Origin of the sequence: Anditalea andensis (genome assembly GCF_000714815.1) — a bacterium.
Lineage (GTDB): Bacteria > Bacteroidota > Bacteroidia > Cytophagales > Cyclobacteriaceae > Anditalea > Anditalea andensis.
Genome location: NZ_JMIH01000021.1, coordinates 76,153 through 102,447 on the forward strand (window position 1 = coordinate 76,153; position 26,295 = coordinate 102,447).

Sequence of the window (26,295 nt, forward strand, 5' to 3'; positions counted from 1 at the left end):
ATTAAATAATGAAGTACCATAAAATATGCATTTTAATCTGTACTCTGGTGATGAGCCATGTTATGATGGCTCAGGAAGTCAAACGTGACCGGCTGATGAATGATATCAAATACCTTTCCTCAGCCGAACTCCAAGGCAGAAAACCGCTTACAGCAGGGAGTCTACTGGCAAGAAAGCATATTCGCCAGCGATTTGACCACTTGGGCTTGAGCAGCCAATATACTGACCATACCCAATATTTCACCTTTACAGGAAGGGGCGAGACTACCGTTTATGAAAATGCAGCCAACATCATAGGGTTTATCCCTGGGCAGGAAAGTGCAGACATCATCGTGATCACTGCCCATTATGATCATTTAGGAGTAAGAAATGAAGAAATATACCATGGAGCCGATGACAATGCCAGTGGATCTGCAGCTTTATTAGCTTTAGCCGAGTACTTTTCCAAAAACCGACCTAGGCATTCTATCATGTTTGCAGCGCTGGATGGGGAAGAAATGGGACTTCAAGGGGCCAAAGCTTTGATCAATGATTTTCCATTTCCGTTGGAGCAGATTATGCTCAACATCAATATGGATATGATTTCGAGAAACGATAAGAATGAACTATATGCCACAGGGTCATTCCATAACCCCCATCTTCTGCCCATTCTGCAGCAGGTAGGCAGAGAAGCTCCGATAAAATTAAGATTCGGACATGATGACCCGGCTATGGGATCTGATGATTGGACCTTTTCATCAGACCATGCACCATTCCACCTACAGAAAATCCCCTATATATATTTTGGTGTAGAGGACCATGATGATTATCATAAACCTACGGATACATTTGAAAATATTGATCAGGAGTTCTATTACAATGCTGTCCTCACCATACTGAGATCGGTAAAAGCATTTGATGAAGCATTGTTCACGATTAAATAAATTCTTTTTAAATTTAAAAGTCCCGACCAACAGCACTGACCGGGACTTTTAACTTCTTCGGCTATCGCTATATTAAGTAAACAGAAATTTGTCCTTTTTTATTTCGCAAAAATCTGGCTGGGATCCTGAAAGGATTTAAACTCCAGGGCATTCCCGCTCGGATCTAAAAAAAACATAGTAGCCTGCTCCCCTACTTCTCCCTTAAAACGGATGTATGGCTCAATGATAAATTGGATGCCATGATCTCTGAGCTTATCAGCCAACTTATGCCATGCATTCCATTCCAGGAGTGCGCCGAAATGCCTTACCGGTACATTTTTCCCATCTACCTCGTTTGCCAGGGCCTGCTGGAGTTCTTCAGGCTTCACATGGGCGGACAGTTGATGGCCAAAAAAATTAAAATCTATCCATTTTTCTGTGCTTCTGCCGATTTCGCAACCTAACAGGTCCTGATAGAATGATCTGGTCTCTTCTATGTCTCTTATAGGAAAAGCTAGGTGAAAAGGATTAAACTGACTCATATTATTGTAGTTTTATATTCTGAATGGTGAAAGTAAAATTAAATAAATACAGTGACATTTAAACTATGGCTACCAAAACTGTATCATTGGTACTCTCCAGTGGAGGAGCAAGGGGACTTGCCCATATCGGAGTGATAGAAGCGCTGGAGGCAAATGGCTATCAGATCAATGCCATTGCAGGGTGTTCCATGGGTGCCCTTATTGCCGGTGTGTATGCCAAAGGCAACCTTAAAGAATTTACCCACTGGATATGTCATCTGGATAGGATAGATGTATTTTCACTAATGGATTTCACCTTGTCCAGCCGTGGGTTTATCAAGGGGGAAAAAGTATTTAATGTCATTCAGACCTTGATAGGAGATATACAGATCGAGGAGCTGCCGGTACCTTTTCTTTGCAATGCGGTGGATATCAGCAATGGTGAAGAAAGGATTTTTGATAACGGAAGCCTTTTCAGTGCCATACGTGCTTCAGCATCCATTCCGACAGTCATCCAGCCCGCCCAGATAGATGGCCGCCAATATGTAGATGGCGGACTGGTTAATCCACTCCCTTTGAGTCTTTTAAAGCCGTTTCAATCTGATCTGGTGGTAGCTTCAGATGTAAATGGCCCGATAGACTGCCTGGTACCTCAAAGAAACTCAGAAAAAGAAGAAAGTAGTATCCTGGCAGTACCTGCATGGGTAGTCGAGTACAAACAAAAAATCAGTAAATATCTGCCAAGAGATAAGAAAGAGGCTATTAAATTGAAATCTGTGGGTTTCTTTGATCTAATGACCTTTACATTGGACGTGATGCAGGATAAGATTTCAGATTATATAGTAGCTCAGCACCCTGTGGATCTCCATATTAAAATCAGCCGTAGGCAATGCGGAACTTTTGAGTTTTATAGAGCTAAAGAAATTATAGATATCGGCAGGCAATTGACATTAGATGCTCTCAAGGAAAAAAAACTGATGCAACCATGACCATACAGGAACTCAATAAGCTTTTGGGCAACATAGATATCTACCTTTTGGACCAAATCCTTAAGGGCAGATTTACCAAAGAAATGAAAATTTTGGATGCTGGATGTGGTGAAGGCAGGAATACCATCTACTTCCTACATGAGGGATACCAGATTTTCGGGGTGGATTATAATCCCATAGCCATACAGATGGCCAGGATTTACGCACAAACCATACAGAAAAATTATGATATTTTCCGCTTCCAGACAGCTATGGTGGATGACATGCCGTTTCATCAAGGTGCATTTGATGCAATTATTTCCTCTGCAGTCCTTCATTTTGCTAAAGATACAGCCCATTTTCTAAGGATGATGGCCGAAATGATGAAAGTACTTAAACCAAAAGGAATATTTTTTTTAAGGATGTGCACTGGATTTGCTGGAATAGATCAAATCAGTGAGGATAGAGGAAACGGGGTCTTTGACCTTCCGGATGGCAGCAGGCGTTTTTTATTGTCTGAAGGACTCCTTGATGAAATTATGAAAAAGTACGGACTGATTTTCCTTGAAGCCCCAAAGACTGTGCTGGTTCATGGAAAAAGGACCATGGGTACATTTATATTTCTTAAGAATGAATAGCTTGTAGCTGAACAATACATGGATATCGATATACAATACCCCCTAGAATTGATAGGAACATTTGTTTTTGCCATTTCCGGCGCCCTTGCTGTACAGGACAGGGAGCATGACCTATTTGGTGCAGGGTTTACAGGGTTCATTACAGCTATCGGGGGAGGTAGTTTGAGAGATATCTTATTGGGCAGCTATCCGCTGGTGTGGGTGGGTGATATATGGTTTTTGTACGCTATTTTTGCCGGTATCATTGTCACCTTTATGTTTCATAAACCTTTGGCAAAACTGAGAAAGACCATGTTCCTATTTGATACCGTAGGGATAGGTTTTTTTACAATATTGGGGGTGGAGAAAGCATTAAGCCTCGGTGTAAGGGTAGAAATAGCGGCTATAATGGGCATGTTTTCTGCCGTAATGGGCGGCGTGATCCGAGATACGCTTACTAATGAAATCCCAATTTTATTCAGAAAAGAGGTCTATGCAAGTGCCTGTCTAACAGGGGCAATCGTGTACCTGACGTTAAATTATCTTACAGTAGATAGGGATATTAATATGCTTGTATCCATAGGAATCATTATCGCGATCCGTGTGATAGCAGTAAAGTTTAAATTAAGTTTACCCAGATTGGATTAAGATTTTAGGATTGAAGATTTAGGTTATTTTAATCCTACCCTATTCGGTATTCATCATAGTACATTATACTTTTAATCTTTAAATCCCAATATAGACTGGCGAATGATGATCAATAGCGCCCTACAATTTTCTTCATCGTCATCAAAATAAACCCCAGCACTTCGTCTATATTTTCATAGTAGGACCCTTTGCCTTCTTTAAAATCTGCCTTCGCTGCATATTTTATTGGTATTCTGTCATATTCACAGACCTTTCGGAACCTTTATCCATTACTGCGAGTACCACGTTAAAATCCAGCTCATCCCTTATCGTCGCTTTTACTTATTGGTGGAAACCAGAAGTGTCTACCTAAAATAGATCCACTAGCAGCATCCAATTTCTTTTTAAATCATAGGTGGTAGTAAACATGATATTTTACTTGCCCATTCTTTTAAGTCCGTCGTTCTGATAAAACAGCTGCTTACCGAAATAATCACTTGCTAAAACTTACGATTAAAAATGAAAGTGCTATGATTGCCAAGCAGAAACCTCTGTTTTTAATAATGCGTATCAAGCTTTTCCCGGATTTATCTTAATTTGGGATGTTTTTATAATAATAAAACCTATCATGTCTTTCAGGCCTGTAGGTTTTTTGAAACCAAACGACCATTGCTAGGCTTCTTCGACACCAAAATAGATTTTCTAAAAGGCGTAGGGCCCCAAAAAGCCCAGCTCATAAACAAGGAGCTCAATATCTTTACCTATGGTGAGCTGCTGCAGCATTACCCGTTCAGATACGAAGACCGTACCAAGTTCTATAAGATAAACCAGTTGGACAGCGACCTGGACCATGTGCAGGTGATGGGCAGGCTGGTGAAGCTGGAAAGTATCGGTGAAGGGAGAAGAAAGCGGTTGGTGGGCTACTTCCGCGATGAGACTGGGGAGATGGAGCTAACCTGGTTTAAGGGGATCCAATGGGTGGTGAAAAAACTGGTGGTGGGAGCTGCCTATATTGCTTTTGGTAAGCCGAGCCTATATGGGCGCAAATACAGTATCCCCCATCCGGAAATGGAGCCTCTGACCACGGTGAAGGAGGAGCGGAATTTATTCCAGCCTGTCTATCCCACTACGGAGAAACTCAAAAACCGGTATCTGGACAGTAAAGGTATATCAAAGGTCATGGAAGGGCTTTTAGCAGCCTCCCTTCCCCAGATTCAGGAAACATTGCCTACAGATATCCTTTTGCAGTTCAATCTCATATCCAAAAAGCAGGCGATTAAAGAAATCCATTTTCCCTCTGATCAGGAATTGCTTACAAAGGCCAGGTTTAGGTTGAAATTTGAAGAATTCTTTTTTGTACAGCTCCGACTGCTGAAGTTAAAGCTGACCAGAACCGAAAAATCCAGAGGGCAGGTATTGGCAGATACCTCTCTATTGACGCAGTTCTATCAGGACCATATACCCTTTGCCCTTACCGGTGCCCAGATAAGAGTGATCAAGGAAGCGTATATGGATATGAAGTCCGGTAAGCAGATGAACCGGCTGATTCAGGGAGATGTGGGCAGTGGAAAGACCATGGTGGCTTTTATCTGTGCCCTGATCGCTATAGGATCGGGAGCCCAGACCTGTCTGATGGCGCCCACGGAAATATTGGCCAACCAACATTTTGAAGGACTGAAAGCTTTTGGTGATATGATGGGATTAAAGACGGCTCTTTTGACCGGTTCTACCAAGAAATCCCAGCGCAAGATCATCCACGAAATGCTCCTTTCCGGGGAGCTGCATATTTTGATCGGTACACATGCCCTTTTGGAGGATATAGTCCAGTTTAAAAATCTGGGTCTTGCCATCGTGGATGAACAGCATAGATTCGGGGTAGCTCAGCGGGCCAAGCTCTGGGCAAAGAACAAGGATTTTATACCACATGTACTCGTCATGACGGCCACTCCTATACCGAGAACACTGGCCATGACCCTTTATGGTGACCTGGACATATCCGTGATAGATGAGCTTCCTGCCGGAAGAAAACCCATACAAACCGTCCATCGATATGACAGCAACAGGCTGAAGGTATTTGGCTTTATCAAAAAAGAGATCGAACTGGGCCGGCAGGTCTATATCGTATATCCTTTGATAGAGGAAAATGAAAAATTAGACCTTAAGAGTCTGATGGATGGCTATGAAAGCATCTGCCGGGCATTTCCACAATATCCCATCAGCATCCTCCATGGTGCTATGAAACCTGCCGATAAGGATTTTGAGATGCAGCGGTTTGTCAAAGGGGAAACCAAGATCATGGTGGCCACCACGGTGATAGAGGTGGGTGTGAACGTACCCAATGCCTCGGTGATGATCATTGAGAATGCGGAGCGCTTTGGCCTTTCACAGCTGCATCAGTTGCGCGGAAGGGTGGGCCGAGGTGCCGAACAGTCCTACTGTATCCTGATGAGCAAGTATGAACTCTCCAAAGACAGCCGGATCAGATTGGACACCATGGTGAGGACCAACGATGGTTTTGAAATAGCCGATGTGGACCTGAAGCTCCGCGGTCCGGGGGATCTTATGGGTACGCAACAGAGTGGTGTTGCGGATTTATTGATAGCGGATTTAAGCAAGGATGCACCTATCCTGACCATAGCCAGAGACGCAGCCCAGAATCTACTGGCGGAAGATCCGGATCTGGTCCATCCTAAGAATGCTTTGGTGCTGCGCCAGATCAAAAACCAGAAAAAACACCAGATTAACTGGAGTAGGATCAGTTGAATTTAAATTCCTTAAACATTTTAAACTTCTTATACGCTCAGGTATTAATCCTTTGCACTTTTTGAATTTAACTTTTAAAATTTATGTCTATATACTTACTTTCAAATATTTTAGAAAGCCTGCTTCATATCGCTTTCCTTACCCCTTTTTTGTTTTTTTTAAGAAATGAGTCCAAACGCGATACCATGGTTTTAGTAGGGCTCTTTATCATCTATTATCTGGTCAATAACCTGGTAGTAAAACTCCCCTTTTACTATTCCAGCTTAAATATTTTTGGAGGGCAGTGGAATTGGTCGGGAAAGGTGTATACCATAGTATGGTCTATCATCTTTATATCTATTTTCCAAAACAGATTTAAAAACTTCATAGGATTTCAATTTAATATTAGCAGGCGTATTTGGGGCTTGTTTTTCTTTATATTACTGGTTGCATTTGTAGCAGGAATACTATTCTATTTTAAACCGTGGGACACAGAGACATTACTATTCCAGGCTATTTTGCCGGGTATCGATGAAGAAATTGCTTTTAGAGGCATAATGTTGGGAATACTCACCACCATTCTGGTTACGAAAAAACGGATAGGAAGGTGGCAAATTCACCATCCGGAAATATGGGCTGTCAGCTTACTTTTTGGATTTGTTCATGGGATAAAACTTTCAGCTGATCTTAACCTGACTTTTGATGCCATATACTTTATACATACGTTCATACTTGGCTGGATATGGGGATATATGACGGTAAAATCCAAAAGCATCTATCTGTCCATGCTTTCGCATAATCTTTCCAATTTCATTCCCAACCTCATCGGAATGCTGAAATAGGTGTTTGAGCAGTCAGTAGAAAACAATTCATTACTATCTTTAGTATTTATAAAAAACCACAGCTAATTATGAAACTTAATATCACGCTTCTTTCCACTTTAATGCTCTTCCTTTTCACAAGTGAAGCGTTCTCACAAAGCATGTCCATTACCCTGGCAGAAGCCCAAAGGATTTCCGATGCCGCACAGGCCAGGGCCCAGCAGGACAATTGGAATGTGGTGATCGCCATACTTGATGATGGCGGAAACCTTATTTCATTAAGAAGAATGGACGGTACACAGCTGGGAAGTATAGAGGTGGCGATAGAAAAAGCCAAAACGGCAGTTTTCTTTAAAAGATCAACGAAAGTCTTCCAGGAAATGATCAACGATGGAAATGCAGCCCTTATCGGTATGCCGAATGTCGTGGCAGTGGAAGGAGGTCTTCCGATCAAAAGAGGTGATACAATCATTGGTTCCATAGGTATCAGTGGTGTTACTTCTGCCCAGGATGGCATTATAGCAGAAGCCGCGGTGAAAATCATAGAATGATATTGCCTTCCCATGAGAGTTTAGTATATTAGTTTTTTCTTAACCAAGCTTTAGGGGTGCCTCTTTGGGCTGAGATTATACCCTTTGAACCTGATGCGGATCATACCGTCGAAGGAAAAAGTGCAGCTTTTTTATAAAGGCTCCTAAAGTATTTTAAACCCGAATACACATGGAGTCAATCATTAACCACCTACAGGCTGTAAGAGACGAGAGTCCAATAGTACATAATATCACTAATTATGTAGTCATGAACAATACTGCCAATGCCCTTTTGGCCATTGGCGCCTCACCTATTATGGCCCATGCCCATCCCGAATTACAGGACATGGTAAAAATCTCCGGAGCTACTGTCATCAACATTGGCACTTTAGACGAATACTGGGTAGAAAGCATGGATATAGCAACCAAGGCTGCAAATGAATTCGGAAAGCCTTGGATCCTGGACCCCGTAGGAGCGGGCGCTTCTGCTTATAGGAATGAAACCATCACCAAATTACTAAAACACTCTCCCACGATCATCCGGGGAAATGCCTCCGAGATCATGTCCATGGCCAAAGTAAATGCTGTAACCAAGGGAGTGGACAGCACCAATACCTCCGATGAAGCCTTGGAAGCAGGTATCGCACTGTCAAAAAAAACCAGAGCAGTAGTATGCATTTCCGGGGAGAAGGATTATGTGATTCTGGAAGACAGGGTAACAGCTATTGAAAACGGCCATCCTCTTATGGGCCGGATCACGGGTATGGGTTGTACGGCCACCGCTTTGATAGGGGCTTTTGCTGCAATAGTGAAAGATCCTTTTCATGCCACTGTTTCCGCCATGTGTGTGCTCGGCATAGCCGGTGAGATGGCAGCAGAGAAATCCTCCGGCCCAGGAAGTTTGCAGCTTCATATATATGATGCATTATCTCAGATCAGCGACACCGATATCACAAACCTGGCTAAACTAAGTTCCTTATCCAATAATGATCTCTGAAACATTTCCCTATAAACTGTATCTGGTGACTGATGAAGCTGCCTGTCTGGGAAGGGATTTTTTCTGGGTGGTGGAAGAAGCTATAAAGGGCGGTGTGGATCTGGTACAGCTTAGAGAAAAGGATCTATCGGAAAAAGAATTTATCTATAAAGCCCACAAACTACAAGCACTCTGTCAGAAGTATGGAGTGCCTTTGATAATAAATGACCATGCAGCAGTAGCATTGGCTGTTCAGGCGGAAGGTCTCCACATAGGGCAAAATGATGCAAAGATGGAGGTGGTGAAGGAGATGCTGGGGCAGGATTTTCCTATAGGGCTTTCATTGGAAAGGGAAATAGAACTAGCTTATCCTGCCACAGACCTTGCCTGGTATTTAGGTGTAAGCCCTCTATTCTCCACCCCTACCAAAGCAGACACCTATACAGAATGGGGTCTGGAAGGATTGGAAAAGCTAAGAGGACTTACTCCAAAACCCTTAGTGGCCATAGGCAATATCAAAATATCCAATGCCCATTCGGTAATGCAGGCAGGTGCTGATTGTCTGGCGATAGTCTCGGGCATCTGCAGTGCCCCCTCACCGGGAAAGGCTTCAGAAGCATTTAAAAAGGAAATAGAAAAGGTTTAATCTTGACTAAAAGTTTATATTATATATACCTGATTAGGGCGGTGATGAAATGTTAAGTTTAAAATTCAGGGTCAAAATTAGCGTCACATACCCATCGGTCTTCGGTATCATAAACCCCAAGGAATAAAAACTACAGGCATCACTGCATATAACCATAAAAATTATATGAAAAACCATTTGAGAAAAAGATATCTACCAGTCCTTACCATAGCGGGTTCTGACAGTGGAGGCGGAGCAGGTATCCAAGCTGACCTGAAGACATTTTCGGCCCTGGGCTGCTTTGGCACTTCAGCTATCACTGCTATTACCGTCCAGAACACCATGGGCGTGAAAGGAATACATTCTGTACCCCCAGATATCATCGAAGGCCAGATTCTAGCCGTCCTAGAGGATATCAAACCTAAAGCGATCAAAATAGGTATGATAGACAGACCTGAAGTGGTAGAAGTGATTGTGAAAATACTTAAAAACTATTCCCACATTCCAGTAATCTTTGATCCGGTGATGGTAGCCACTAGTGGGCATAAGTTGATTCACGAGGAAACTATCTCAGTGCTGTCCAGAGAACTTATCCCATTGGTCAAACTAGTCACTCCTAATATGGACGAAGCCGCTATACTCAGCGGAATGGAGCTCAATGATAAAAATAGCCTTGAAATGGCCGGGATGAAGATACTATCCCAGGGAGCCAATGCTGTATTGGTAAAGGGAGGTCATCTCAAAGGAGAAACGGTATACGATATCCTGCTAGAGGACGCCAACCAGATCACTGCCTTTGAAAGCAATAAGATACATACCATGAATGTACACGGTACCGGATGTACCCTTTCTTCTGCCATAGCCGCAGAAATAGCCAAAGGCCAGACCATAGCGCAAGCGGTAAAGCTGGCAAGAAATTACGTCTGGATGGCCATAGAAGAGGGCAAAGATGTAGTCACAGGATCAGGAAATGGCCCCTTAAATCATTTTTACAACCCTCAACAAATTATCAAACATGACATTTAGCGCAAAAGCCTGGGAGCGGATTACGCCTCTTTATGACAAAATTCTTAATATGCCTTTCAATAAGGAGCTGATGGAAGGATCCCTTGATCTAGAAAAGTTCAAGTTTTACATGGCTCAGGATGCCTATTATCTAGGAGAATTTGGAAAGACCTTAGCTACCTTGGCAGGAAAATTTAATGATCTCAACTATGTACTGGCTTTTACGGAATTTGCCAGTGGAGCTATTGTGGTAGAGAGGGCACTTCATGAAAGTTATTTTCACGAATTCGGCATCCCTGATTTAGTAAACCCATCCCCTACCTGCCTGCTCTATACTAACTATATTCTCAACCAAGCGGCCTATTCAGATGTTGCCGTAGGAGTAGCGGCAGTTTTACCCTGCTTTTGGATATATAAAAAAGTAGGAGATCATATATATACCAACCACCACCATGATGGACATCAATATAAAAAATGGATAGAGACCTATGCGGGAGAGGAATTTGCCGAATCCGTAAAGTTGGCCATTAATATAACCGATGCCCTTGCTGAAAAAGCAAGCCATGAGGTGCAGGAAAAAATGCTGCAGGCATTTGAAATGGCTAGTAAGCTGGAGTGGATGTTTTGGGATAGTGCTTATAGAGAGGAGACTTGGCTGGTTTGAGATGCTTTCCTATCATTATGAAGTTTAAGCTACCTTATTTGATTTTTCTAGGAGCCATATTTATAGCATGTGACCCTAAGATGACAGACCTATAGTCACAGAAAGAATAGAGTTAATCTCCGAATTATATGCTGTTTGACCAGAGGGCACCACTGTACACCGTTTACATCTGGCAGATTCCATTGTCAGCCCTGGTAATATTCAGTATGAGATTATCAAATTTTAATGAAGAGAACAATTGGACTATTGCCATCCACGGTGATCTTGACGGCAATTCCATGGATTTTATTTAGCAAGTATTACTGAAGATCTTGAATTTTAATGGTTTACCAAAGTTAAATCTTATGTCTCACAATGGTCTAAAGTTTACCAGTGGGAAATAAATGGAAACCACCTGATAGGATTTACCTCTTTGGGCAATAATAACAGTTGGATCTCGGGTATTACAAGCATAAGCCCCACGGGGGGAGATTTTAGATGAGTATACTTATTTTGAACATGGGACCGTTACCAGTCTTCAGGCCACAGAAGATGGAAATTTTCTCATGACAGGTATGATATCAGCCCACTGGAAGCGGTCCTTATCATATAAGAGCCAATTTGATAGATGCCCAAGGAATTCACATATGGGAATGGAAAAGCGAAGGAATCATGAATTCCATAGCCCATGCAGGATATCAAACCAGCAATGGCTTCCTATTATACGGTACTTATAGTAACCAAACTTATATTATCCAACTGAATGAAGATGGAGAACTTCCACCCTGTGTACAACTGGTTTCATAATTCTGGATAAAAAATTACATCAATGGTCAAACATAATCGACTCTTTTATATTTATTTGATGAAAAATTCGTAATCGTATAAATATGAGAAAATTACAGTTGTTATTGCTGGTTGTCAACTTATTTGGTTTTATCGGAAAGACAGGTTTTGAAAGTGAATTAAATGTAAGCCTAACAGAGAGTACTGTCAGCTGGAAAGGGAAAAAAGTGGGTGGGGAGCATTTTGGGAAAGTATCCCTGATCAATGCCAACCTGGATTATGAAAAAAACAGGATTAAGGGCGGGTCTTTTGAAATCGACATGACCTCCATCACCTGTGAAGATATTACAAATGAGAGCTCCAATAAAAGATTAGTGGAACATTTAAGATCTGATGATTTTTTCTCGGTTCAAAATTATCCGAGGGCAACATTTGTGCTTACAGATGCCAAAACTAAAAATAGTAAAGACTATGACATGAAAGGCAATCTTACCATTAAAGGCATAACTAAAACTGTTTCCTTTCCTGCAGTAATAAGTATTGTCGGTGATAAAGTAGTAGCTGATGGCAAAATCGTGTTTGATAGAGCTGCCTTTGATATCAAATATAGATCAGGAAGCTATTTTGAAAATTTAGCAGACAAGCTCATCTATGATGAAGTTGAGATGACTGTCAGGCTGGTAGCAGACAAATAATATGGAGAGCTAGCCTAAAGCTCTCCTTTTTCAATTCTATTTTCTATACGTTTATACTTTATGAAATTTTCCTGAAGCAGCCCCAGCACATCTTGGTGAGTGCCCTGAAGTCCATTGGCAGTGATCTGTATGGCACTGGCATGAGTCTGATGATTGATGGTAAGGATCCGCTCCTGGAATGCATTTTTAGCTTTTTTGATGTACTTCTGTGGATCGTCCACATGGATACAGATAAAATCCTGACCTACTGCATGGCATTCATCTACTTTTGTGATATCCTGCCACTCTATCAGTCCGATGGCTATAGCTGAAGAATTGTCCCAAATACCATCTTCTCTTATGATCAGTCCAGGCATTTTGTTAGTTAATTTTTTAAGAATAGCCATGCTGATATAGCCAAAAACCAATAGGGCGAAAATACCTAAAACAACGGGAATCCATCTTGGCACATTTTCCGGCCAATTATCTGCATAAAAAATCAGCCCCAGTCCGACTACTACAAATACGAGCCCTATGCCAATTAATTTGGTAAGTTTAGGCCTGCTGAATGGTACTATTATTTTGTTTTGACTGTTTACCATAATTTTTCATTTCTATTGAAAAATAGATTCAGGCAAAAATTAACCCTTGTCTTACAGATAAAAACAGTTCAAATCGTTCAATTGTTTTGTCTATACTTATGCCCAAAGCTTAATTAAAGTTTTTTTTATATAAAGGATAGGCCTATACTTTCAGACATTATCTTCTACAACCATGGCAATTTTTAATTTGGGCAAAAATTCTATTGGCTATTTCCAGCATTCCCAGATCCCCAGGATGAATGGCGACACTTTCATTTTCAAAATACCCAATGGCCCTATATTTTGATGCAAATGCTAAAGGATAAAGGTCTACCAGCTCCCAGTTATTTTTTGATGCTATTTTCTTTAGCTCATTATTTACCGTTTCTGGTCCCCAAAAGGAGGTGGTCATAATTACCCTCATCTGAGGCTTATTTTCGATTAGGCTTACTACTCGGGCCACGGGCCCTTCCAAGTCAAAGGTATTAAAATCAGTTTGAGTGATATTTTCAGCCAGCCTCCAGATGAGAATATCGGGATCAATACCGTCAATTTCAGCTAATTTATCATAATCGTATTCCCAAAAGCCTGTTTCAAAATCCACCATTGTTTTGATGGTTACCTCTACCTCTGGATAATTATTCCGGAGAGAATCACTTAATATAGCTACATAATCCCTATCCGCGGCGGAAGCGGCCATACCCCAGTTGCCATACCATCCGATCTCAGGTGCCGGTAAGTGATGGGTGATGCTATTGCCCAAAATAAGTACCCTGCTCACCTCCTTAACGGGAAGGAAATCCGGCTCTTGCTTACATGAAAACAAAAGCAACATTAAACTCAGGGGTATAAATCTTTTTATCATTTTATAATTTATTTGATGGTTAAATATGATTACATCACAAAGGTCGGGATAGCCTGTCTAGAATTGATTTGGGAATATTTTACATAATTAATATCACCTATCCATAGAAAATGTAAGCAACGCACTATTTCCTTGTATAAAACCTATCCTCCATCCAGGTCTTCACCCTTAGAAATTGATCCCATTTTGGATAGCTGGTAATATCTATCACCTGTTGTATTTCGTCAAATATCTGTTTTGCCATGATATAATTACCTACCTTATAGGCTTGAAAGCCATATTTTGCAGCTACCAGGGCCCTTGCCAGTTCCAACTCTTTTTCTATATACGCAGCAGATGATTTTTGCTTACTGAAATTAACACTGTCCGCACTTACCTTGATACTGTACTCAAATATCCTAGATTTTAATATCATACCTTCCATAGAGGTGCAGCGGCTCAGGGCCACATATACCTGTCCTGCTTCGAAGCTTCTGTTTATATCCAAGATCGCCTTATCAAATGTCAGTCCCTGGCTTTTGTGGACAGTAATCGCCCAAGCAAGCTTCAGGGGAAACTGTGAAAAGGTTCCTATGGTCTTAGATTCTATATGGTCTTCTTTTTCATTATAGATATACTCTATGTTTTCCCATGTCTCCCGCTCCACTTCATAGATAAACCCGCTGTTGTTTTCCACTTTGATCATGCTATCAGACATCTCCAGTACCTTTCCAATCATCCCGTTATAGTATTTCAATTCAGGATTATTTTTCATGAAGATCACCTGGGCGCCTTCCTTAAGTATTAAATCCTGAGGCTCAAATGGCGCCATAGAAAGCGGAAAAATATTCTGAATGATTGCTTCATATTTTCTTTCAGTTCCGTTCAGATCTTTCAGCTTTTCAGCATTTACTTGATTGATCGAGGCATTGTGTGTTCCCAAAAGAATAAAACCCTGATCCAATAACTTAAAATCATAGTGGCCAACCGTGATGTTGAGCAGATTGATATCATCCATGGTATGGAGATTCTCCCGCACCCTGTTCAGCAGGGATTTGAAAACCTCATCTTTCTGCCGGTAGATTTTCTGTAGCTCTATATGTACTGGTTCTAATGCCTGAAAAGCATGGGATCCATAGAAAAAGCGTGTATTATAATGATTTTTTAAATGGTCCCAATCCTCATTACGGACTACAGGGGGCAGCTGGAAAGGATCTCCAATCAGAATGAGCTGAACTCCCCCAAAGGGCAGATGCATCTTTTTCCTGAATACCCGAAGTATCTGGTCAATAACATCGAGCATCTCTACCCTTACCATAGATACTTCATCAATTACCAATAAATCCAGTTTTCTGATTACATCCAGTTGGGCTTTCCTGTATTGAAAAGTCTGAAATATCGAAAGTTTTTTATTCTTTATATTGGGCTGTAACCTGGGATCACCAGGCAGGAACAGCTGTCGGGGGTCTATCTTAAAAAACGAATGTAGGGTTTTACCTTTCGCATTGATAGCAGCCACTCCGGTAGGCGCCACTACTGCCATATTTTTATCCAGATTCAGTTTTTTAAGGGTATGCAAGAAGGTAGTTTTACCTGTACCTGCCCTGCCTGTAAGGAATAGGGAGCGATTTGAAAAAAGCGCTATTTCCAGAGCATGGATAAATTGGTCATTATCCGTATCCAGACCTTTGGCTTTAAATTCCCTGCGAAAAAAATCCTTGATAAATACAGACATAAATTTTGGTTCTGCCTTAAATATACAGCCTCTAAGATCATAAGACAAATAAGCTTCCCACCCTTTCCAATATATCCTGGGTCAAGCTTCAGAAAATAAAGTATGCCTGTCCCTAATCAGCCGGACTTTCCAGTAGCCTAATTTGAAATAACTGAATGCAACAATGGCTGCTATAAAATTGGATATAGGAAATGCCCACCATATCCCTTCATAACCTAAGGTGGTTTTATAGGCCAGGACATATGCGAGTGGAAATCGAATCACCCATAGGCTGAGCATGGATATCATCATACTGGCTTTGGTGAATCCTGCACCATTAAACACTCCATTTAATATTTGCTGCACACCCAGAAGACCAAAACTCGGTGCCATAATTTTGATAAACAATGCCCCGTCTTTGATCACCGTAGGATCATTGGGCACAAAAAATGCCGTCAGCGTTTCTGCAAATAAGAACAGCAGTATACCTATGCCTGTCAATCCAAAAAATGCAATCTGGGTACTAAGATTCCCCACTTTCTCTGCCCTTTTTATCTTTCGTGCACCAATATTTTGCCCTACCAGAGTGGTAGTGGCTATCCCAAATCCTAGAGCGGGTATGATAACAAAACTTAGAATCCTTGCGCCAATACCATATGCAGCTACCACTCCACTGCCAAAACTCGTCACAATGATGATCATCATGACCATAGCCAAAGCCCTAGTAGACTGTTCTATACTGGCAGGTATACCTAGATACACCATTTTTTTTATATACTGCCAGTCTATCCGCATCATAGACCAGTTGATCTTGATACCATTTTTTCCTTTGAACAATATATAGATACCCGCAATCGCGGATAATCCCTGAGTTATCACACTGGCTACTGCGGCTCCTGCCACACCAAATCCAGGCACAGGTCCAAAACCATATATAAATAACGGATCTAAGACCAAGTTTAATAACACTGTCACTAAAATAACATATACAGGCAGCATCACATTACCTATCCCCCTCATGAGGGATTGGAAGACAAAAAACATAAACAGAAATACAAAACCTATAGCAGATACCCTAAAATAGGAAATAGAATCTTCCAATATCTCTGGACCGGCGCCTACTATGGTCATCATGGGACGCGCCACAAACCACCCCACAAAAGAAAGCATCAATGAGACAAAAAATATGACCAGTACGGTCTGGGAAGAACTATAGTTTACCTGATGTTGATCATCGGCCCCTTTATGTTGCGCCACCAACACCGTGCCGGCCAGGGTGAGTCCCCCACCCAAAGCCAGGATAAGAAAAAGAATAGGAAAACTTAGGCTTACTGCCGCTACCGCATCTGCCCCTAATCTACCCAGCCAAAATGTATCTATTAATTGATAGGCCGTCTGCAAAATATTCGCAAAAATAATAGGCCCTGCCAAGCTTGTAAGGGAATTGATTATTCGCCCTTCGGTGAATTTTTTATACTTTTTTGGAGCCATAAAAATATATTGGATTCTTAGATAACCACCCATTCCACCCAATTAGTTTCGTGCGGCATCAGCTTTTCCATCCTGTAGCCAAAAAATGCACCACATTGTCCCATCTGAGTGATATCAGAAAAAAAGCCGTTAGCCTTCATTATAATGTATCCTAAAAAAGCAATAAATTAGGCCTTATTACGATTCATATTATTATAAATACATTTTATTTACAAAAATCATCAATTCAAAAAATAAAAAACATTACATTTTAATTGAATTTTAAAATACATTTTTTAACATAATACATACGTTATTAATAATATTAAAATATTATTTTGAAATTTTACAAATATAAAATTGATAATTTTACACTTTATATGGTAAGAAGGAAAACTTTTAATGAAACACAATTCATATCTAATAAGTATCAATTCATTTGTTTTAATATCTATTTAAATTAAAAAATACATCAATTTGAATCTATTTAATTTACTTCGTAAAAATTAATAAAATCCTTACCTTGTAGCTTCGAAAAAAAACTAAATCTATATATATAATGGAAATCAGCGGAAAAATCATCCAAGTGCTTCAGGAGCAGGGCGGCACTGGGCGCAACGGAGCTTGGAGAAAACAAGACTACGTTTTAGAAACTACAGGGCAATACCCCAAAAAAGTTTGCATGACTGTTTGGGGTGATAAAATTGACCAATTTGCACTTAAAGAAGGCCAGGACATCACAGCAGGTATAGAAGTAGAAAGCAGAGAATACAACGGTAAGTGGTATACTGATGTGAAAGCATGGAAAGTGGACAAACAGGGGGGCGGACAAGGTCCTTCTTATAGCAATCCTCCAGAAGTGACTACATTTAATGAGGAAAGTGGAGATGATGTTTTGCCATTTTGAAAAAACCTGATTATATTGAAAAAGCGACAAATGTCGCTTTTTTTTATGTCCAAACTGTAAATACCAATGTGGGAAAATTGGGATGAAAACGAATGGGATGAAAGCGATGAAGCTGAATTTCTAAGAAAAAAAGCTAACACTCCACCCCTAATGTGGAAATGTATAGACATCGTAAAGTTGACCAGGGCCATAGTGGGGTCACTGGATGAAGCCAGGACTGAACTTTATGGATCTTCCATGATCCAAAGTGCTAAAATTCTTGCTATTAAATATATTGAAGCCAATGCTCATCCAAACTATATCATTAAAATGGAAAACGCTGTAGTGATGAAAATCAATGCGCGTATGTTATATGACATGACCCTGCAACTGGCCTTAGAATCCACCCATGCTGAAGAACACCTGCAGCTGCTAAGAGATGCCATAGGTGAACTTAAAAAACTATTTGTAGACTGGGTTAAAACTTTTAATAAAAACCAGCGATCTGATGATGGCTGGGGACTCTTTGTAGACTGACTTAATACTGGCTCTTTCCAAAACTAAACCCTAAATAGAGCCCTCCTATCATAAGCGCCATGGCAATACCTCCCAGTAATATCAATACCCCAAGTGGCATTTCCCAGTCCTCACTTCCTATTTTAAAACGGATAATTTTATTCAGGTCCATAAAAGCCTATAATGTGTTGGTCAAAGATAAATATATTATGGTTTTCTGTGCGGTTATATAAGATGATTCTCATACCCAAGATTATAATACCATTAAACCGTATAAAATGGGAGAAAAATATATCAAGTAACACTTATATATTTTTTAAAGAAGTTCCCTATCTGCTACCTTGGTATTCATATCAGCGATAGGGGAGCAGTGATGGAAATTCATTGCCATGGGCCCAAAAGTGGCAATACGATTAACTATATATCACTCTTAATACTTTATACAGTCGGCATCTTTGGAATAGTTTATTTTTTAATAAATAAAATAATTGAATACCTATAATTTGAGAATATTTTCTCAAGGAAAGTGCAGGTGGAGATTTGCCATCCATACCTGCACTTACATTTATTTTACCCAGGTTACCTTCTCTCCTATAGGTTTCCTTCTGGCTTCAGGCCAGCGGTCTGTAGCGGGCTTGGCCACATAAAAGAAACCCATGAGTTTATCCTCTTCCTCAAGCCCGAAAAAAGGTTTGGCCTCAGGATAGAAAGTAGGTCCACCGGTACCCCAGTATCCTGCCAATCCATGAGCACTTGCTGTCAGGTATATATTCTGTACCGCCATAGCTACAGCTGACACTTCTTCCATTTCAGGAAGATTGAACCTGGTGTCTTTTTTCATAGCTATGGAGATAATATGAGAGCACCTGAGCGGATTTTCTTTAAGCTTTTGGTAAGTAGCCTCCGCATATGTACCTGCTTTCTCTGACCTGGATTTATAAAGTTCTGCCTGGAAATCAGCCAGCTTTTTAAGTCCTTCACCTGAAAATACTGTAAACCTCCAGGGTTCGGTGAGCTTGTGTGTGGGAGCATAATTGGCATTTTCCAGCATCTCTGCTATGATACTATCATCGATAGGGTCATTTTCTTTAAACTGCGCCACAAACATGCTCCTGCGGTTTCTGATAATTTTATTTACTTCTTCAATATTAAAATCCGGTTTTTCCATAATTTATAGGCAATATTCAATTTCATAATTTAAAATTCAGTCCCAAATCTACATTCTTAAATCATCAATCAAAAACCTTACACCAAACAACGTGTCCACGTATTCTCAGATTTTCTCGACCTGCTAACCTTTCAAAATCCTGAAATGATCAATCATCAATACCTAAACCCTACCTTGACTCCCCCAAACCAGTTTCTGCCTGGCGCCGGCTGATAGTATCGGTTAGCAAAGGCATTGAGATCATTTCCAAGACTATAGGCTTCGTCCAGTAAGTTTTCAGCTCCACCGTAAAGTTCCAAATCCCACTGGCCTGCAAATGTCCTTCTCCAGCCCAATCTGGCACTGACAAGGTGGTAACTATTCTGAAAAACGTTATTGGCATCGTTGAGCGGTATTTCATCTACATACTGATGGGTGAAATTAAGGTATAAGCCTGCCCGGGTAGTCAGATCCAATTGATTCACCAGTGAATTAGGAGCTACACCCGTCAACTGATTTCCTGAAAAATCATTCCCGCCGCTTTCATAGTCCCTGAACTGGAAATAGTGACCGGTAAAAGCATGCGTGATTTTCATTTCGTTCAAGAATGCTGTCTGGTTTCTGATCAAAGCATAGTCTAACAATACTTCTGCTCCACGCTGATCCGTAGATCCTGCATTTCTAAACAGCACGACTCCCTGTTCGTTGGTAAAGGTAGTAATGGTTTCATCCAACCGAAAATAAAAGATACTGGCATCCAGGTTTACCCTGCCCTCTGCAAATCCAGCTCTATATCCCAATTCATAATTGATTCCTCTCTCTGCTTCTAATCCTAAATTTATTGATCCTTCATTTGTCCTAACTTCATCTATGGTGGGCGGGGAGAATCCAGCACTGATGCTGCCGTGAACTGCTGATGTGCTGTTTAACTGCTGCGAAAGTGCTAAACGAGGTATCACTACCGGAGGAAAACTTCTCTCTGCAGCCGACGGCACACCCCTTTGGGCATCTATGCTCCTATTGATATCAAATCTTGAAAAATTTTCACTCAAAGCCAGAGTCAGGATGGTAGAGTTGGTTAGTTCCATTTCCAACTGTTGGAACAGGAAACCCTGAGTGGTAACCAGATCGTCATTAAACCTGATGGTATCGGCTACTCCAGACCTATTGCCAAAATTCTGGGCTGAACTTCTACCGAATTGGTATTCCCCTCCCAGTATCAATCTTACCGGAATATTGGCCCATCTGTCTTCCAAAATAAATTTGGTCCTTCCGCCGTAACTGAACTTAAGCTCCCTCTTGTAGTCTAAGATGAACGGGTTCTCAAATTCCGTATTCTCCATATAAAGAGAGGTGACATTTTCTATCTTATCGGTTATTTGATATTGGTGGGATATACCGGCATATAGAGATTTCTGTACAATAGATGAATTCTGGTCTGCTGATCCAGGTCTGGCCTGTCTCGGATTCTCCAAAAACTGCGCTTCAGTTAGAGCTCCAGGAATCTGATAATCAAGGTCTGAATAAAGAAGTTGGGTAGATATCCTTTGCTTTGCTGATGGAAAATAATGGCCAGCCAATTGAAATACTTTCCTGTCCACTGCGCTATGGTCCCGGTAACCTTCGGATTTTTGATGGGCATATGATGCACTGATGCCTCCGTTTTCCAGCTGTTGGTCTACCCCAATTCTATATCGGTACAGCCCAAAATCTCCTACTGCCACATCTGAGGAAATTCTGTTTTCGGTAACCTGCTGCCTGCTGTACATACTGATCACCCCTCCATTACCTGCACCATATATGCTTCCTGCAGGTCCTTTTATGATTTCAGTATTCTGGATATTGGAAAGATCTAGAAGGTTAAGCGGAGTGGTACCGTCAGGTGAGGTAAAGGGGATATCATTCCAGTAAACTTTTATATTCCGGACTCCAAAAGGTGCCCTTAATGAACTTCCTCTGATGGAGATTCTGTAACTGGCAGGGGCCCTCTCTTCCACTCTAATGCCGGGTTTGGTATTAAAAGCCTGAACAATAGATGTTTCATTAAACCTATAGAGCTCACGCTCACTTACCCTACTGATAGCAGCGGCCTGTTGTAGCAAAGGCCTATCGGATTCAAATGCAGAAACTACTACTTCTCCAAGCGCAGAGATTTTTCTTGTCATCAACAGCTCTTTATCTACATTAGGCTGTAAAACATACGTCCTGTCCTCAAAAGATACATGTGAGACCACCACTCTCGCATTTTCGCTTAAATTTATAGTGGCCTGGCCAATGTCATTTGTTATTAGATTCGACTGCCCAGCTATCCTAACCAGAGCTGCTACTACAGGTTCCCTGGACTCCTCATCGAGAATAGTAATGGTAACTTGTTGTGAATAAGCCCAAACCGGTAAAAAAAAGAAACATAATAGTATAATTTTTTTCATATAGAGTTTATAAAAATGTATATTATTTATAATATGACTACATATATATCCAAATATTAATCTATTTGTTTATATTTATTATTTAAAATCAAACTCGGAGTAAAAGCAAACGTTATTAAATCAAAAAGACGGCTTAAGCCGTCTCTTGTGTTTAGTTTCTAGTGATGGTGTCCGCCAGGTCCATGTACGTGTCCATGGTCCAATTCCTCAGGCATGGCATCTCTGATATCCACTATTTCTCCTTTGAAATATAGGTCATAACCTGCAAGTGGGGAATTGAAGTCCATATGAACCCCTTTGTAATCTACTTTTAATATTTCTCCTCTGAGCTGGTTGCCCTTATCATCTTTCATAGGAATCACTTTCCCTACCTGTAGGAGTTGCTTGCCTTTCTTTCCCTCTTCATCTTTGAAATTAGATTTTGGGACGATCACCTTTCTGGATTCATCATAGTCTCCATAGGCATTTTCAAAATCTATAAATACTTCAAAAACATCACCCACTGATTTCCCTTCCAGTCCTTTCTCTAAGGCTGGAAGGACATTACCTGCTCCAAAAAGAAATGGGAAAGGTTCATCCTTGGATACTTTTTCGCGGAATTCTTTACCTGATTCCCCGTCATCTACATGCAGCTCATAGGCCACACTCACTATTTTATCCTTTTCTACTTTCATAAAGTTCTCTTTACTGCAAAATTAACCAATACTTGCAATAGAAACCTTCATTTTATTATTATTCTATATTAATTTGATTTATGATAAGCTTCTTTATAAGGAGACCAAAGTTCATAAATAGGGTCACCTTTTGAACTGATTCCTGAATGATGCCATTTACCATCCTTCACTTCATATTCAAATGCTAAACTAGCTCCTACCCTTTCATTGTCTCTGGAAAAAAATCGGATGTGCTCGGTATATTCGCCATCTTCAGCGGTGTACGTTCCGCCACCTGTTCCCATAAATTCCTTCGTCTCGGAATTAAAGGCTATCCATTGAAATCTTCCACCACTTAATATTTTCACCGTACGTCTGGCTCCTGGAGTAGATGTTCGCAGTTCTCCCTCTTGGTCTTTTCTACCGGTAAATACCCAGTTACCGGTAAGTGCGTCTGCCTTATCACTTATTTTTTCCCAGATTTCTATTCTTTCATTTCCCTGATCCTGTCCAGTGATCACTAACTTATCCTCGACCCTGTCTATATGGTGTACACGCTTCTCACCTACAAGTTCCTTTTGTTCTGTATGGAAATCTAAGGTTTCAGTATAAATGGACCCCTCAAGAAAAAACGCTCCTCCACCAGCACTATGAAACGCATTGGAAGGTATACTCTTGGCTCCAAAAGAAAAATAGCCATCCTGATAAATCTTGACAAATTCCTTATCTGATAATTCCTTCCCGTTAAGGTGCGTCATCAGCCAGGCTCCATCTAAATCCTGTGCTATTATATTTCCTGAAATCAATAGTAGGGTGAATAGGGCTAATAGTTTCATATAATTATATTTTAGGTGAAAGTATGGACTGATAAATTGACTATCTGGATATCTATGGTGACCAAAACCTAAGCTTTCTGGTGTAGATGTTGCTATTCATCTATACTCTACTGTCCTGAACAAGATAGCCTTTTGCTAATTTACATTCTTTGGATAAGTAAAAAAACTCTATTCTATATTAATTGATAAATGGAAACTCAGCTTAGAAAAGCAAGTTATCAGGATAAAAAGAAATATCTGATCAAAGGTCTGATCCAAGGCTTCTTGATGTTTGGTGTTATCATATTGGCTTTTGTATTGGGCGAAAGATTTCTTGATCCTGAAAGTTTTGCCTGGCTTCAGCCCTTTTTTGGCAAAGTCACCTTGATCATTTCCATATTTATAGCATCTGAAATGCTGTCAGGCATATTGCCTCCAGAGCTGTTTATTATCTGGGCCATGCAAGATGGTACATTTATTCATTTCATGTTTAAGGTATTTTTCCTGGCATTGATTTCTTATGTATCAGGATTTTTGAGTTATACTATAGGCAGGACGATGAGAAACCATTCAAAATTCAGAGCTTTTAAATTTAAATTCTTCAAAAAATACGACCAGCTTTTCAGGGAATATGGTGGTTTTCTGATCATAGTGGCCACATTGAGCCCGCTTCCTTTTGGGGCAGTGGCTCTAATGGGAGGAGCGGCAGCCTATAACAGGCATAGGTACCTATTGCACAGCCTGTGGAGATTTGTGAGGTTTTTTGTTTATGCCATTATATTATGGCACCTAGATTTGAGATATGTCTAAAAAATATACATTAGGAGCAAATAGAGAAGGGGCCATTAACCTACTTCCAGATGGTATCATTAAATTAGTACAAGTAGGTTCCACTAAAGTCTGCTTGGTACGGATGGCCGAAGCGGTATATGCTTTTCAGCATTTATGTCCTCATCAGGCAGCTTCACTGTATGAAGGAAAGGTCAATGGCATGGGACAGGTAATATGTCCGCTCCATCATTACAGATTTGATATGAAGACTGGAGATGTGATGTCTGGCACATGTCCTGATCTGAAGACATTTCCGGCCAAACTAACTGAAGAAGGAATAGTTATCTATATCTAGGGCTGATCAGTAGGCCGGATGACTATTTCATTTATACTGGATCTTTTACTGGTACATAGTGCATAACATACTGCCTGGGCTACATCTTCAGGTATAAGTTTTCTAACCTCATCAAACTTGGCATTTTTTCTGTCCTCCAAAACAAGAGGATCTTCTATGGAATTGGCGATTTCAGACATGGTAGCACCAGGTTGAATACAAGTCACCCTTATTCCTTTCCGGGATGAAAGTTCTGCCCTCAGGCCTTCTGTAAAAACATTGACCGCCGCTTTTGTAGCACTATATATCGCACTTCCAGCATTAACCTTTTCACCTGCATCCGAAGATATATTGATAATATGACCATTATTTTGCTCCAAAAAATATGGCAATACCGCGCCAACACCATGTAGAACACCTTTAAAATTGGTATCTATCATACTTTCCCATCCTTCAAAATCCATAACTTCCACATAGGACAAAGGCATCACTCCTGCATTGTTTATAATGGCATCCAGTCTACCATATTCATCAAGGGCGTGTTTGACCAGCCGGTCCAGATCACCTTTAAAAGTCACATCTGTCATAATATAACTAGCCTTACCGCCCCTGGTATTTATTTTTTCACATAAATCCCTTAGGAGGTCTTCCCTGCGTGCCCCCATAATTATACTGGCACCCTCTTCAGCAAGCAATAACGATATGGCCTCCCCTATACCGCTGGAGGCTCCTGTTACTATGATAACTTTGTCCTCTAATTTCATTTGTTGGTTAATTATATATGCAGATCATTTCATGGCCATTTTTGATAAGCCTATGATTTTCCGATAAATCAAAAACCTAACCAATTACCAATTCAATCGATTATATTAAGACATAACTTAAATAGTGTTCCCCTCTCGTTTAAAAAAAAATTAAAAGCCTATCTGATTATTTGAGAGGATGTCCTGATTTTTAGCAGTACATTTAGGTAGTTTTGAATGCTTTCTATTCCCCTAGTATGAAAAAAGCCTTTTATCTTTTGCTGCTATGTTTTATAAATTACTCCTGCCAAAATCCGCCTACCAGCACCGCAGATAGCGATGAAGGTATACAAAGGGAAACTGTTTCAAATACCCATGAAGAAGCCAACATAACAGCCATCAAACCACGTTTAGTACAAATGAATTCCGCTGCTAGGTCATCATTGGATAAAAAACAAATCCTAAAGCCTGCTTTCAAAGGAAAAGAAATAACATCATTAATACTGTGGGCTGATGGAGACCAGTGGCCCGTGATGCTGGAAGTTACCTATACCAATCAGACCGCTAACCCTAAATCCATTTATTATTTTGAGGACAGAAAATTATTGGCTATAGAAGAACCGACCGCAAATTTCATCTTTAAAAAAAACAAGCTTCAAGTTTGGGCTGATGAAAACTGGCATCCTTTGAAAAACAAAACCACCGATCAGTGGCTGGATAAAGAAAATATCTTTTTAGATAATGCTAAAAAATATTTAAATGCGTTTGATATAAGCTTTGAGGAATGATTTGGGTTAATATTTGTGTCCCCCATAATATATTTGTTATGACGGAATCAAGCATGACAAAATGCATCACATACTGGGATGATTATCAAAAATGTGAGATACCATCCCGTATCCTTCGCCACAGGACAAGTAATGACATTTGAAAAACAAAATGTAAACAGATGAAA

General features: G+C 40.5%; 30 protein-coding genes and 1 riboswitch. Of the genes, 19 read left to right on the plus strand and 11 right to left on the minus strand.

Annotated features, from left to right (window positions below):
• The first annotated feature begins 8 nt into the window (after positions 1-8).
• Positions 9-923 carry a M28 family peptidase gene (locus EL17_RS12185; protein WP_035074333.1) on the plus strand — a complete coding sequence of 305 codons (915 nt, stop codon included), beginning with the start codon at positions 9-11 and terminating at the stop codon, positions 921-923.
• 98 nt (positions 924-1,021) lie between these two features.
• Here the strand turns inward: EL17_RS12185 and EL17_RS12190 are convergent, their stop codons facing one another.
• Positions 1,022-1,444 (minus strand): VOC family protein, encoded by a 423-nt coding sequence (locus tag EL17_RS12190; RefSeq protein ID WP_035074335.1) that lies wholly within the window; start codon positions 1,442-1,444, stop codon positions 1,022-1,024.
• A 65-nt stretch (positions 1,445-1,509) separates the two neighbouring features.
• Here EL17_RS12190 and EL17_RS12195 point away from each other — a divergent pair, with 65 nt between their 5' ends.
• The 13 genes from EL17_RS12195 to EL17_RS12250 all read left to right on the plus strand — a co-directional run bounded on the left by EL17_RS12195 (position 1,510) and on the right by EL17_RS12250 (position 12,458).
• Complete coding sequence (locus EL17_RS12195; RefSeq protein ID WP_035074337.1) at positions 1,510-2,412, plus strand: patatin-like phospholipase family protein; 903 nt, start codon at positions 1,510-1,512, stop codon at positions 2,410-2,412.
• Positions 2,409-3,029: a class I SAM-dependent methyltransferase gene (locus tag EL17_RS12200; protein ID WP_035074339.1), complete on the plus strand. Its 621-nt coding sequence runs from the start codon at positions 2,409-2,411 to the stop codon at positions 3,027-3,029. Before EL17_RS12195 ends, EL17_RS12200 begins: the two co-directional genes overlap by 4 nt.
• A 24-nt stretch (positions 3,030-3,053) precedes the next feature.
• Complete coding sequence (locus EL17_RS12205) at positions 3,054-3,656, plus strand: trimeric intracellular cation channel family protein (RefSeq protein WP_035074633.1); 603 nt, start codon at positions 3,054-3,056, stop codon at positions 3,654-3,656.
• A 648-nt stretch (positions 3,657-4,304) separates the two neighbouring features.
• A complete protein-coding gene (gene recG, locus EL17_RS12210) occupies positions 4,305-6,398 on the plus strand; it encodes an ATP-dependent DNA helicase RecG (RefSeq protein ID WP_035074636.1) in 2,094 nt (697 codons plus the stop codon).
• Positions 6,399-6,481: 83 nt separating this feature from the next.
• Positions 6,482-7,219 (plus strand): CPBP family intramembrane glutamic endopeptidase, encoded by a 738-nt coding sequence (locus EL17_RS22655; RefSeq protein WP_051719973.1) that lies wholly within the window; start codon positions 6,482-6,484, stop codon positions 7,217-7,219.
• Between the two features lie 68 nt (positions 7,220-7,287).
• The gene (locus tag EL17_RS12220) at positions 7,288-7,749 is read left to right on the plus strand and encodes a GlcG/HbpS family heme-binding protein (RefSeq protein WP_051719974.1); all 462 of its coding nucleotides are present in this window, start codon (positions 7,288-7,290) and stop codon (positions 7,747-7,749) included.
• 42 nt (positions 7,750-7,791) lie between these two features.
• Positions 7,792-7,883, plus strand: a riboswitch (TPP riboswitch).
• Positions 7,884-7,918: 35 nt separating this feature from the next.
• Positions 7,919-8,725: a hydroxyethylthiazole kinase gene (thiM, locus tag EL17_RS12225; protein ID WP_035074342.1), complete on the plus strand. Its 807-nt coding sequence runs from the start codon at positions 7,919-7,921 to the stop codon at positions 8,723-8,725.
• Positions 8,715-9,350, plus strand: coding sequence for a thiamine phosphate synthase (gene thiE / locus EL17_RS12230; RefSeq protein ID WP_051719975.1), 636 nt, complete (start codon positions 8,715-8,717; stop codon positions 9,348-9,350). Before thiM ends, thiE begins: the two co-directional genes overlap by 11 nt.
• 165 nt (positions 9,351-9,515) lie before the next feature.
• Complete coding sequence (gene thiD / locus EL17_RS12235) at positions 9,516-10,355, plus strand: bifunctional hydroxymethylpyrimidine kinase/phosphomethylpyrimidine kinase (protein ID WP_035074347.1); 840 nt, start codon at positions 9,516-9,518, stop codon at positions 10,353-10,355.
• The gene (tenA, locus tag EL17_RS12240) at positions 10,345-10,998 is read left to right on the plus strand and encodes a thiaminase II (protein ID WP_035074349.1); all 654 of its coding nucleotides are present in this window, start codon (positions 10,345-10,347) and stop codon (positions 10,996-10,998) included. The genes thiD and tenA overlap by 11 nt, the downstream gene beginning before the upstream one ends.
• Before the next feature lie 128 nt (positions 10,999-11,126).
• On the plus strand, positions 11,127-11,291 hold the full coding sequence (locus EL17_RS23540; protein ID WP_164675076.1) for a hypothetical protein: 165 nt from the start codon (positions 11,127-11,129) through the stop codon (positions 11,289-11,291).
• 358 nt (positions 11,292-11,649) lie between these two features.
• Entirely contained in the window at positions 11,650-11,784 is a 135-nt protein-coding gene (locus EL17_RS24190; RefSeq protein ID WP_262482685.1) for a hypothetical protein, read from the plus strand.
• An 83-nt stretch (positions 11,785-11,867) separates the two neighbouring features.
• Complete coding sequence (locus EL17_RS12250) at positions 11,868-12,458, plus strand: YceI family protein (RefSeq protein WP_035074352.1); 591 nt, start codon at positions 11,868-11,870, stop codon at positions 12,456-12,458.
• Positions 12,459-12,472: 14 nt separating this feature from the next.
• On the opposite strand, the gene EL17_RS12255 is transcribed toward EL17_RS12250, so the two are convergent.
• From EL17_RS12255 to EL17_RS12270, 4 genes are all read right to left on the minus strand, one after another.
• On the minus strand, positions 12,473-13,039 hold the full coding sequence (locus tag EL17_RS12255) for an STM3941 family protein (protein WP_035074354.1): 567 nt from the start codon (positions 13,037-13,039) through the stop codon (positions 12,473-12,475).
• Between the two features lie 157 nt (positions 13,040-13,196).
• Positions 13,197-13,883, minus strand: coding sequence for an SGNH/GDSL hydrolase family protein (locus EL17_RS12260; RefSeq protein ID WP_035074356.1), 687 nt, complete (start codon positions 13,881-13,883; stop codon positions 13,197-13,199).
• A gap of 124 nt (positions 13,884-14,007) precedes the next feature.
• Complete coding sequence (locus tag EL17_RS12265) at positions 14,008-15,597, minus strand: ATP-dependent DNA helicase (protein WP_051719976.1); 1,590 nt, start codon at positions 15,595-15,597, stop codon at positions 14,008-14,010.
• Between the two features lie 81 nt (positions 15,598-15,678).
• Positions 15,679-17,067, minus strand: a complete 1,389-nt coding sequence (locus EL17_RS12270; protein WP_035074644.1) for an MATE family efflux transporter — start codon at positions 17,065-17,067, stop codon at positions 15,679-15,681.
• A 538-nt stretch (positions 17,068-17,605) separates the two neighbouring features.
• Here EL17_RS12270 and EL17_RS12275 point away from each other — a divergent pair.
• Positions 17,606-17,953, plus strand: a complete 348-nt coding sequence (locus EL17_RS12275) for a DUF3127 domain-containing protein (RefSeq protein ID WP_035074358.1) — start codon at positions 17,606-17,608, stop codon at positions 17,951-17,953.
• Between the two features lie 66 nt (positions 17,954-18,019).
• Positions 18,020-18,469, plus strand: a complete 450-nt coding sequence (locus EL17_RS12280; RefSeq protein ID WP_035074361.1) for a hypothetical protein — start codon at positions 18,020-18,022, stop codon at positions 18,467-18,469.
• Position 18,470: 1 nt separating this feature from the next.
• Here the strand turns inward: EL17_RS12280 and EL17_RS23545 are convergent, their stop codons facing one another.
• From EL17_RS23545 to EL17_RS12300, 5 genes are all read right to left on the minus strand, one after another.
• Positions 18,471-18,620, minus strand: a complete 150-nt coding sequence (locus tag EL17_RS23545; RefSeq protein WP_164675077.1) for a hypothetical protein — start codon at positions 18,618-18,620, stop codon at positions 18,471-18,473.
• 393 nt (positions 18,621-19,013) lie between these two features.
• Entirely contained in the window at positions 19,014-19,616 is a 603-nt protein-coding gene (locus EL17_RS12285) for a nitroreductase family protein (RefSeq protein ID WP_035074363.1), read from the minus strand.
• Between the two features lie 155 nt (positions 19,617-19,771).
• The gene (locus EL17_RS12290; protein WP_035074364.1) at positions 19,772-22,024 is read right to left on the minus strand and encodes a TonB-dependent receptor family protein; all 2,253 of its coding nucleotides are present in this window, start codon (positions 22,022-22,024) and stop codon (positions 19,772-19,774) included.
• 158 nt (positions 22,025-22,182) lie between these two features.
• Positions 22,183-22,698 carry an FKBP-type peptidyl-prolyl cis-trans isomerase gene (locus tag EL17_RS12295; protein WP_035074372.1) on the minus strand — a complete coding sequence of 172 codons (516 nt, stop codon included), beginning with the start codon at positions 22,696-22,698 and terminating at the stop codon, positions 22,183-22,185.
• Between the two features lie 68 nt (positions 22,699-22,766).
• Positions 22,767-23,513, minus strand: coding sequence for a hypothetical protein (locus EL17_RS12300; RefSeq protein ID WP_035074374.1), 747 nt, complete (start codon positions 23,511-23,513; stop codon positions 22,767-22,769).
• 189 nt (positions 23,514-23,702) lie between these two features.
• Here EL17_RS12300 and EL17_RS12305 point away from each other — a divergent pair, with 189 nt between their 5' ends.
• Both EL17_RS12305 and EL17_RS12310 read left to right on the plus strand, forming a co-directional pair.
• Complete coding sequence (locus EL17_RS12305) at positions 23,703-24,302, plus strand: hypothetical protein (RefSeq protein ID WP_051719977.1); 600 nt, start codon at positions 23,703-23,705, stop codon at positions 24,300-24,302.
• Positions 24,295-24,618, plus strand: a complete 324-nt coding sequence (locus EL17_RS12310) for a Rieske (2Fe-2S) protein (RefSeq protein ID WP_035074377.1) — start codon at positions 24,295-24,297, stop codon at positions 24,616-24,618. The genes EL17_RS12305 and EL17_RS12310 overlap by 8 nt, the downstream gene beginning before the upstream one ends.
• Here the strand turns inward: EL17_RS12310 and EL17_RS12315 are convergent.
• Entirely contained in the window at positions 24,615-25,361 is a 747-nt protein-coding gene (locus tag EL17_RS12315) for an SDR family oxidoreductase (RefSeq protein ID WP_035074379.1), read from the minus strand. The genes EL17_RS12310 and EL17_RS12315 overlap by 4 nt on opposite strands.
• 236 nt (positions 25,362-25,597) lie before the next feature.
• Here EL17_RS12315 and EL17_RS12320 point away from each other — a divergent pair, with 236 nt between their 5' ends.
• Entirely contained in the window at positions 25,598-26,128 is a 531-nt protein-coding gene (locus EL17_RS12320) for a hypothetical protein (RefSeq protein ID WP_035074381.1), read from the plus strand.
• Positions 26,129-26,295 lie beyond the last annotated feature (167 nt).

Coding starts and splice junctions, on each gene's coding strand:
- EL17_RS12185 (WP_035074333.1), top strand. CDS start 9: ATGAAGTACCATAAAATATGCATTTTAATCTGTACTCTGGTGATGAGC.
- EL17_RS12190 (WP_035074335.1), bottom strand. CDS start 1,444: ATGAGTCAGTTTAATCCTTTTCACCTAGCTTTTCCTATAAGAGACATA.
- EL17_RS12195 (WP_035074337.1), top strand. CDS start 1,510: ATGGCTACCAAAACTGTATCATTGGTACTCTCCAGTGGAGGAGCAAGG.
- EL17_RS12200 (WP_035074339.1), top strand. CDS start 2,409: ATGACCATACAGGAACTCAATAAGCTTTTGGGCAACATAGATATCTAC.
- EL17_RS22655 (WP_051719973.1), top strand. CDS start 6,482: ATGTCTATATACTTACTTTCAAATATTTTAGAAAGCCTGCTTCATATC.
- EL17_RS12220 (WP_051719974.1), top strand. CDS start 7,288: ATGAAACTTAATATCACGCTTCTTTCCACTTTAATGCTCTTCCTTTTC.
- thiM (WP_035074342.1), top strand. CDS start 7,919: ATGGAGTCAATCATTAACCACCTACAGGCTGTAAGAGACGAGAGTCCA.
- thiE (WP_051719975.1), top strand. CDS start 8,715: ATGATCTCTGAAACATTTCCCTATAAACTGTATCTGGTGACTGATGAA.
- thiD (WP_035074347.1), top strand. CDS start 9,516: ATGAAAAACCATTTGAGAAAAAGATATCTACCAGTCCTTACCATAGCG.
- tenA (WP_035074349.1), top strand. CDS start 10,345: ATGACATTTAGCGCAAAAGCCTGGGAGCGGATTACGCCTCTTTATGAC.
- EL17_RS23540 (WP_164675076.1), top strand. CDS start 11,127: ATGCTGTTTGACCAGAGGGCACCACTGTACACCGTTTACATCTGGCAG.
- EL17_RS24190 (WP_262482685.1), top strand. CDS start 11,650: ATGAATTCCATAGCCCATGCAGGATATCAAACCAGCAATGGCTTCCTA.
- EL17_RS12250 (WP_035074352.1), top strand. CDS start 11,868: ATGAGAAAATTACAGTTGTTATTGCTGGTTGTCAACTTATTTGGTTTT.
- EL17_RS12255 (WP_035074354.1), bottom strand. CDS start 13,039: ATGGTAAACAGTCAAAACAAAATAATAGTACCATTCAGCAGGCCTAAA.
- EL17_RS12260 (WP_035074356.1), bottom strand. CDS start 13,883: ATGATAAAAAGATTTATACCCCTGAGTTTAATGTTGCTTTTGTTTTCA.
- EL17_RS12265 (WP_051719976.1), bottom strand. CDS start 15,597: ATGTCTGTATTTATCAAGGATTTTTTTCGCAGGGAATTTAAAGCCAAA.
- EL17_RS12270 (WP_035074644.1), bottom strand. CDS start 17,067: ATGGCTCCAAAAAAGTATAAAAAATTCACCGAAGGGCGAATAATCAAT.
- EL17_RS12275 (WP_035074358.1), top strand. CDS start 17,606: ATGGAAATCAGCGGAAAAATCATCCAAGTGCTTCAGGAGCAGGGCGGC.
- EL17_RS12280 (WP_035074361.1), top strand. CDS start 18,020: ATGTGGGAAAATTGGGATGAAAACGAATGGGATGAAAGCGATGAAGCT.
- EL17_RS23545 (WP_164675077.1), bottom strand. CDS start 18,620: ATGGACCTGAATAAAATTATCCGTTTTAAAATAGGAAGTGAGGACTGG.
- EL17_RS12285 (WP_035074363.1), bottom strand. CDS start 19,616: ATGGAAAAACCGGATTTTAATATTGAAGAAGTAAATAAAATTATCAGA.
- EL17_RS12290 (WP_035074364.1), bottom strand. CDS start 22,024: ATGAAAAAAATTATACTATTATGTTTCTTTTTTTTACCGGTTTGGGCT.
- EL17_RS12295 (WP_035074372.1), bottom strand. CDS start 22,698: ATGAAAGTAGAAAAGGATAAAATAGTGAGTGTGGCCTATGAGCTGCAT.
- EL17_RS12300 (WP_035074374.1), bottom strand. CDS start 23,513: ATGAAACTATTAGCCCTATTCACCCTACTATTGATTTCAGGAAATATA.
- EL17_RS12305 (WP_051719977.1), top strand. CDS start 23,703: ATGGAAACTCAGCTTAGAAAAGCAAGTTATCAGGATAAAAAGAAATAT.
- EL17_RS12310 (WP_035074377.1), top strand. CDS start 24,295: ATGTCTAAAAAATATACATTAGGAGCAAATAGAGAAGGGGCCATTAAC.
- EL17_RS12315 (WP_035074379.1), bottom strand. CDS start 25,361: ATGAAATTAGAGGACAAAGTTATCATAGTAACAGGAGCCTCCAGCGGT.
- EL17_RS12320 (WP_035074381.1), top strand. CDS start 25,598: ATGAAAAAAGCCTTTTATCTTTTGCTGCTATGTTTTATAAATTACTCC.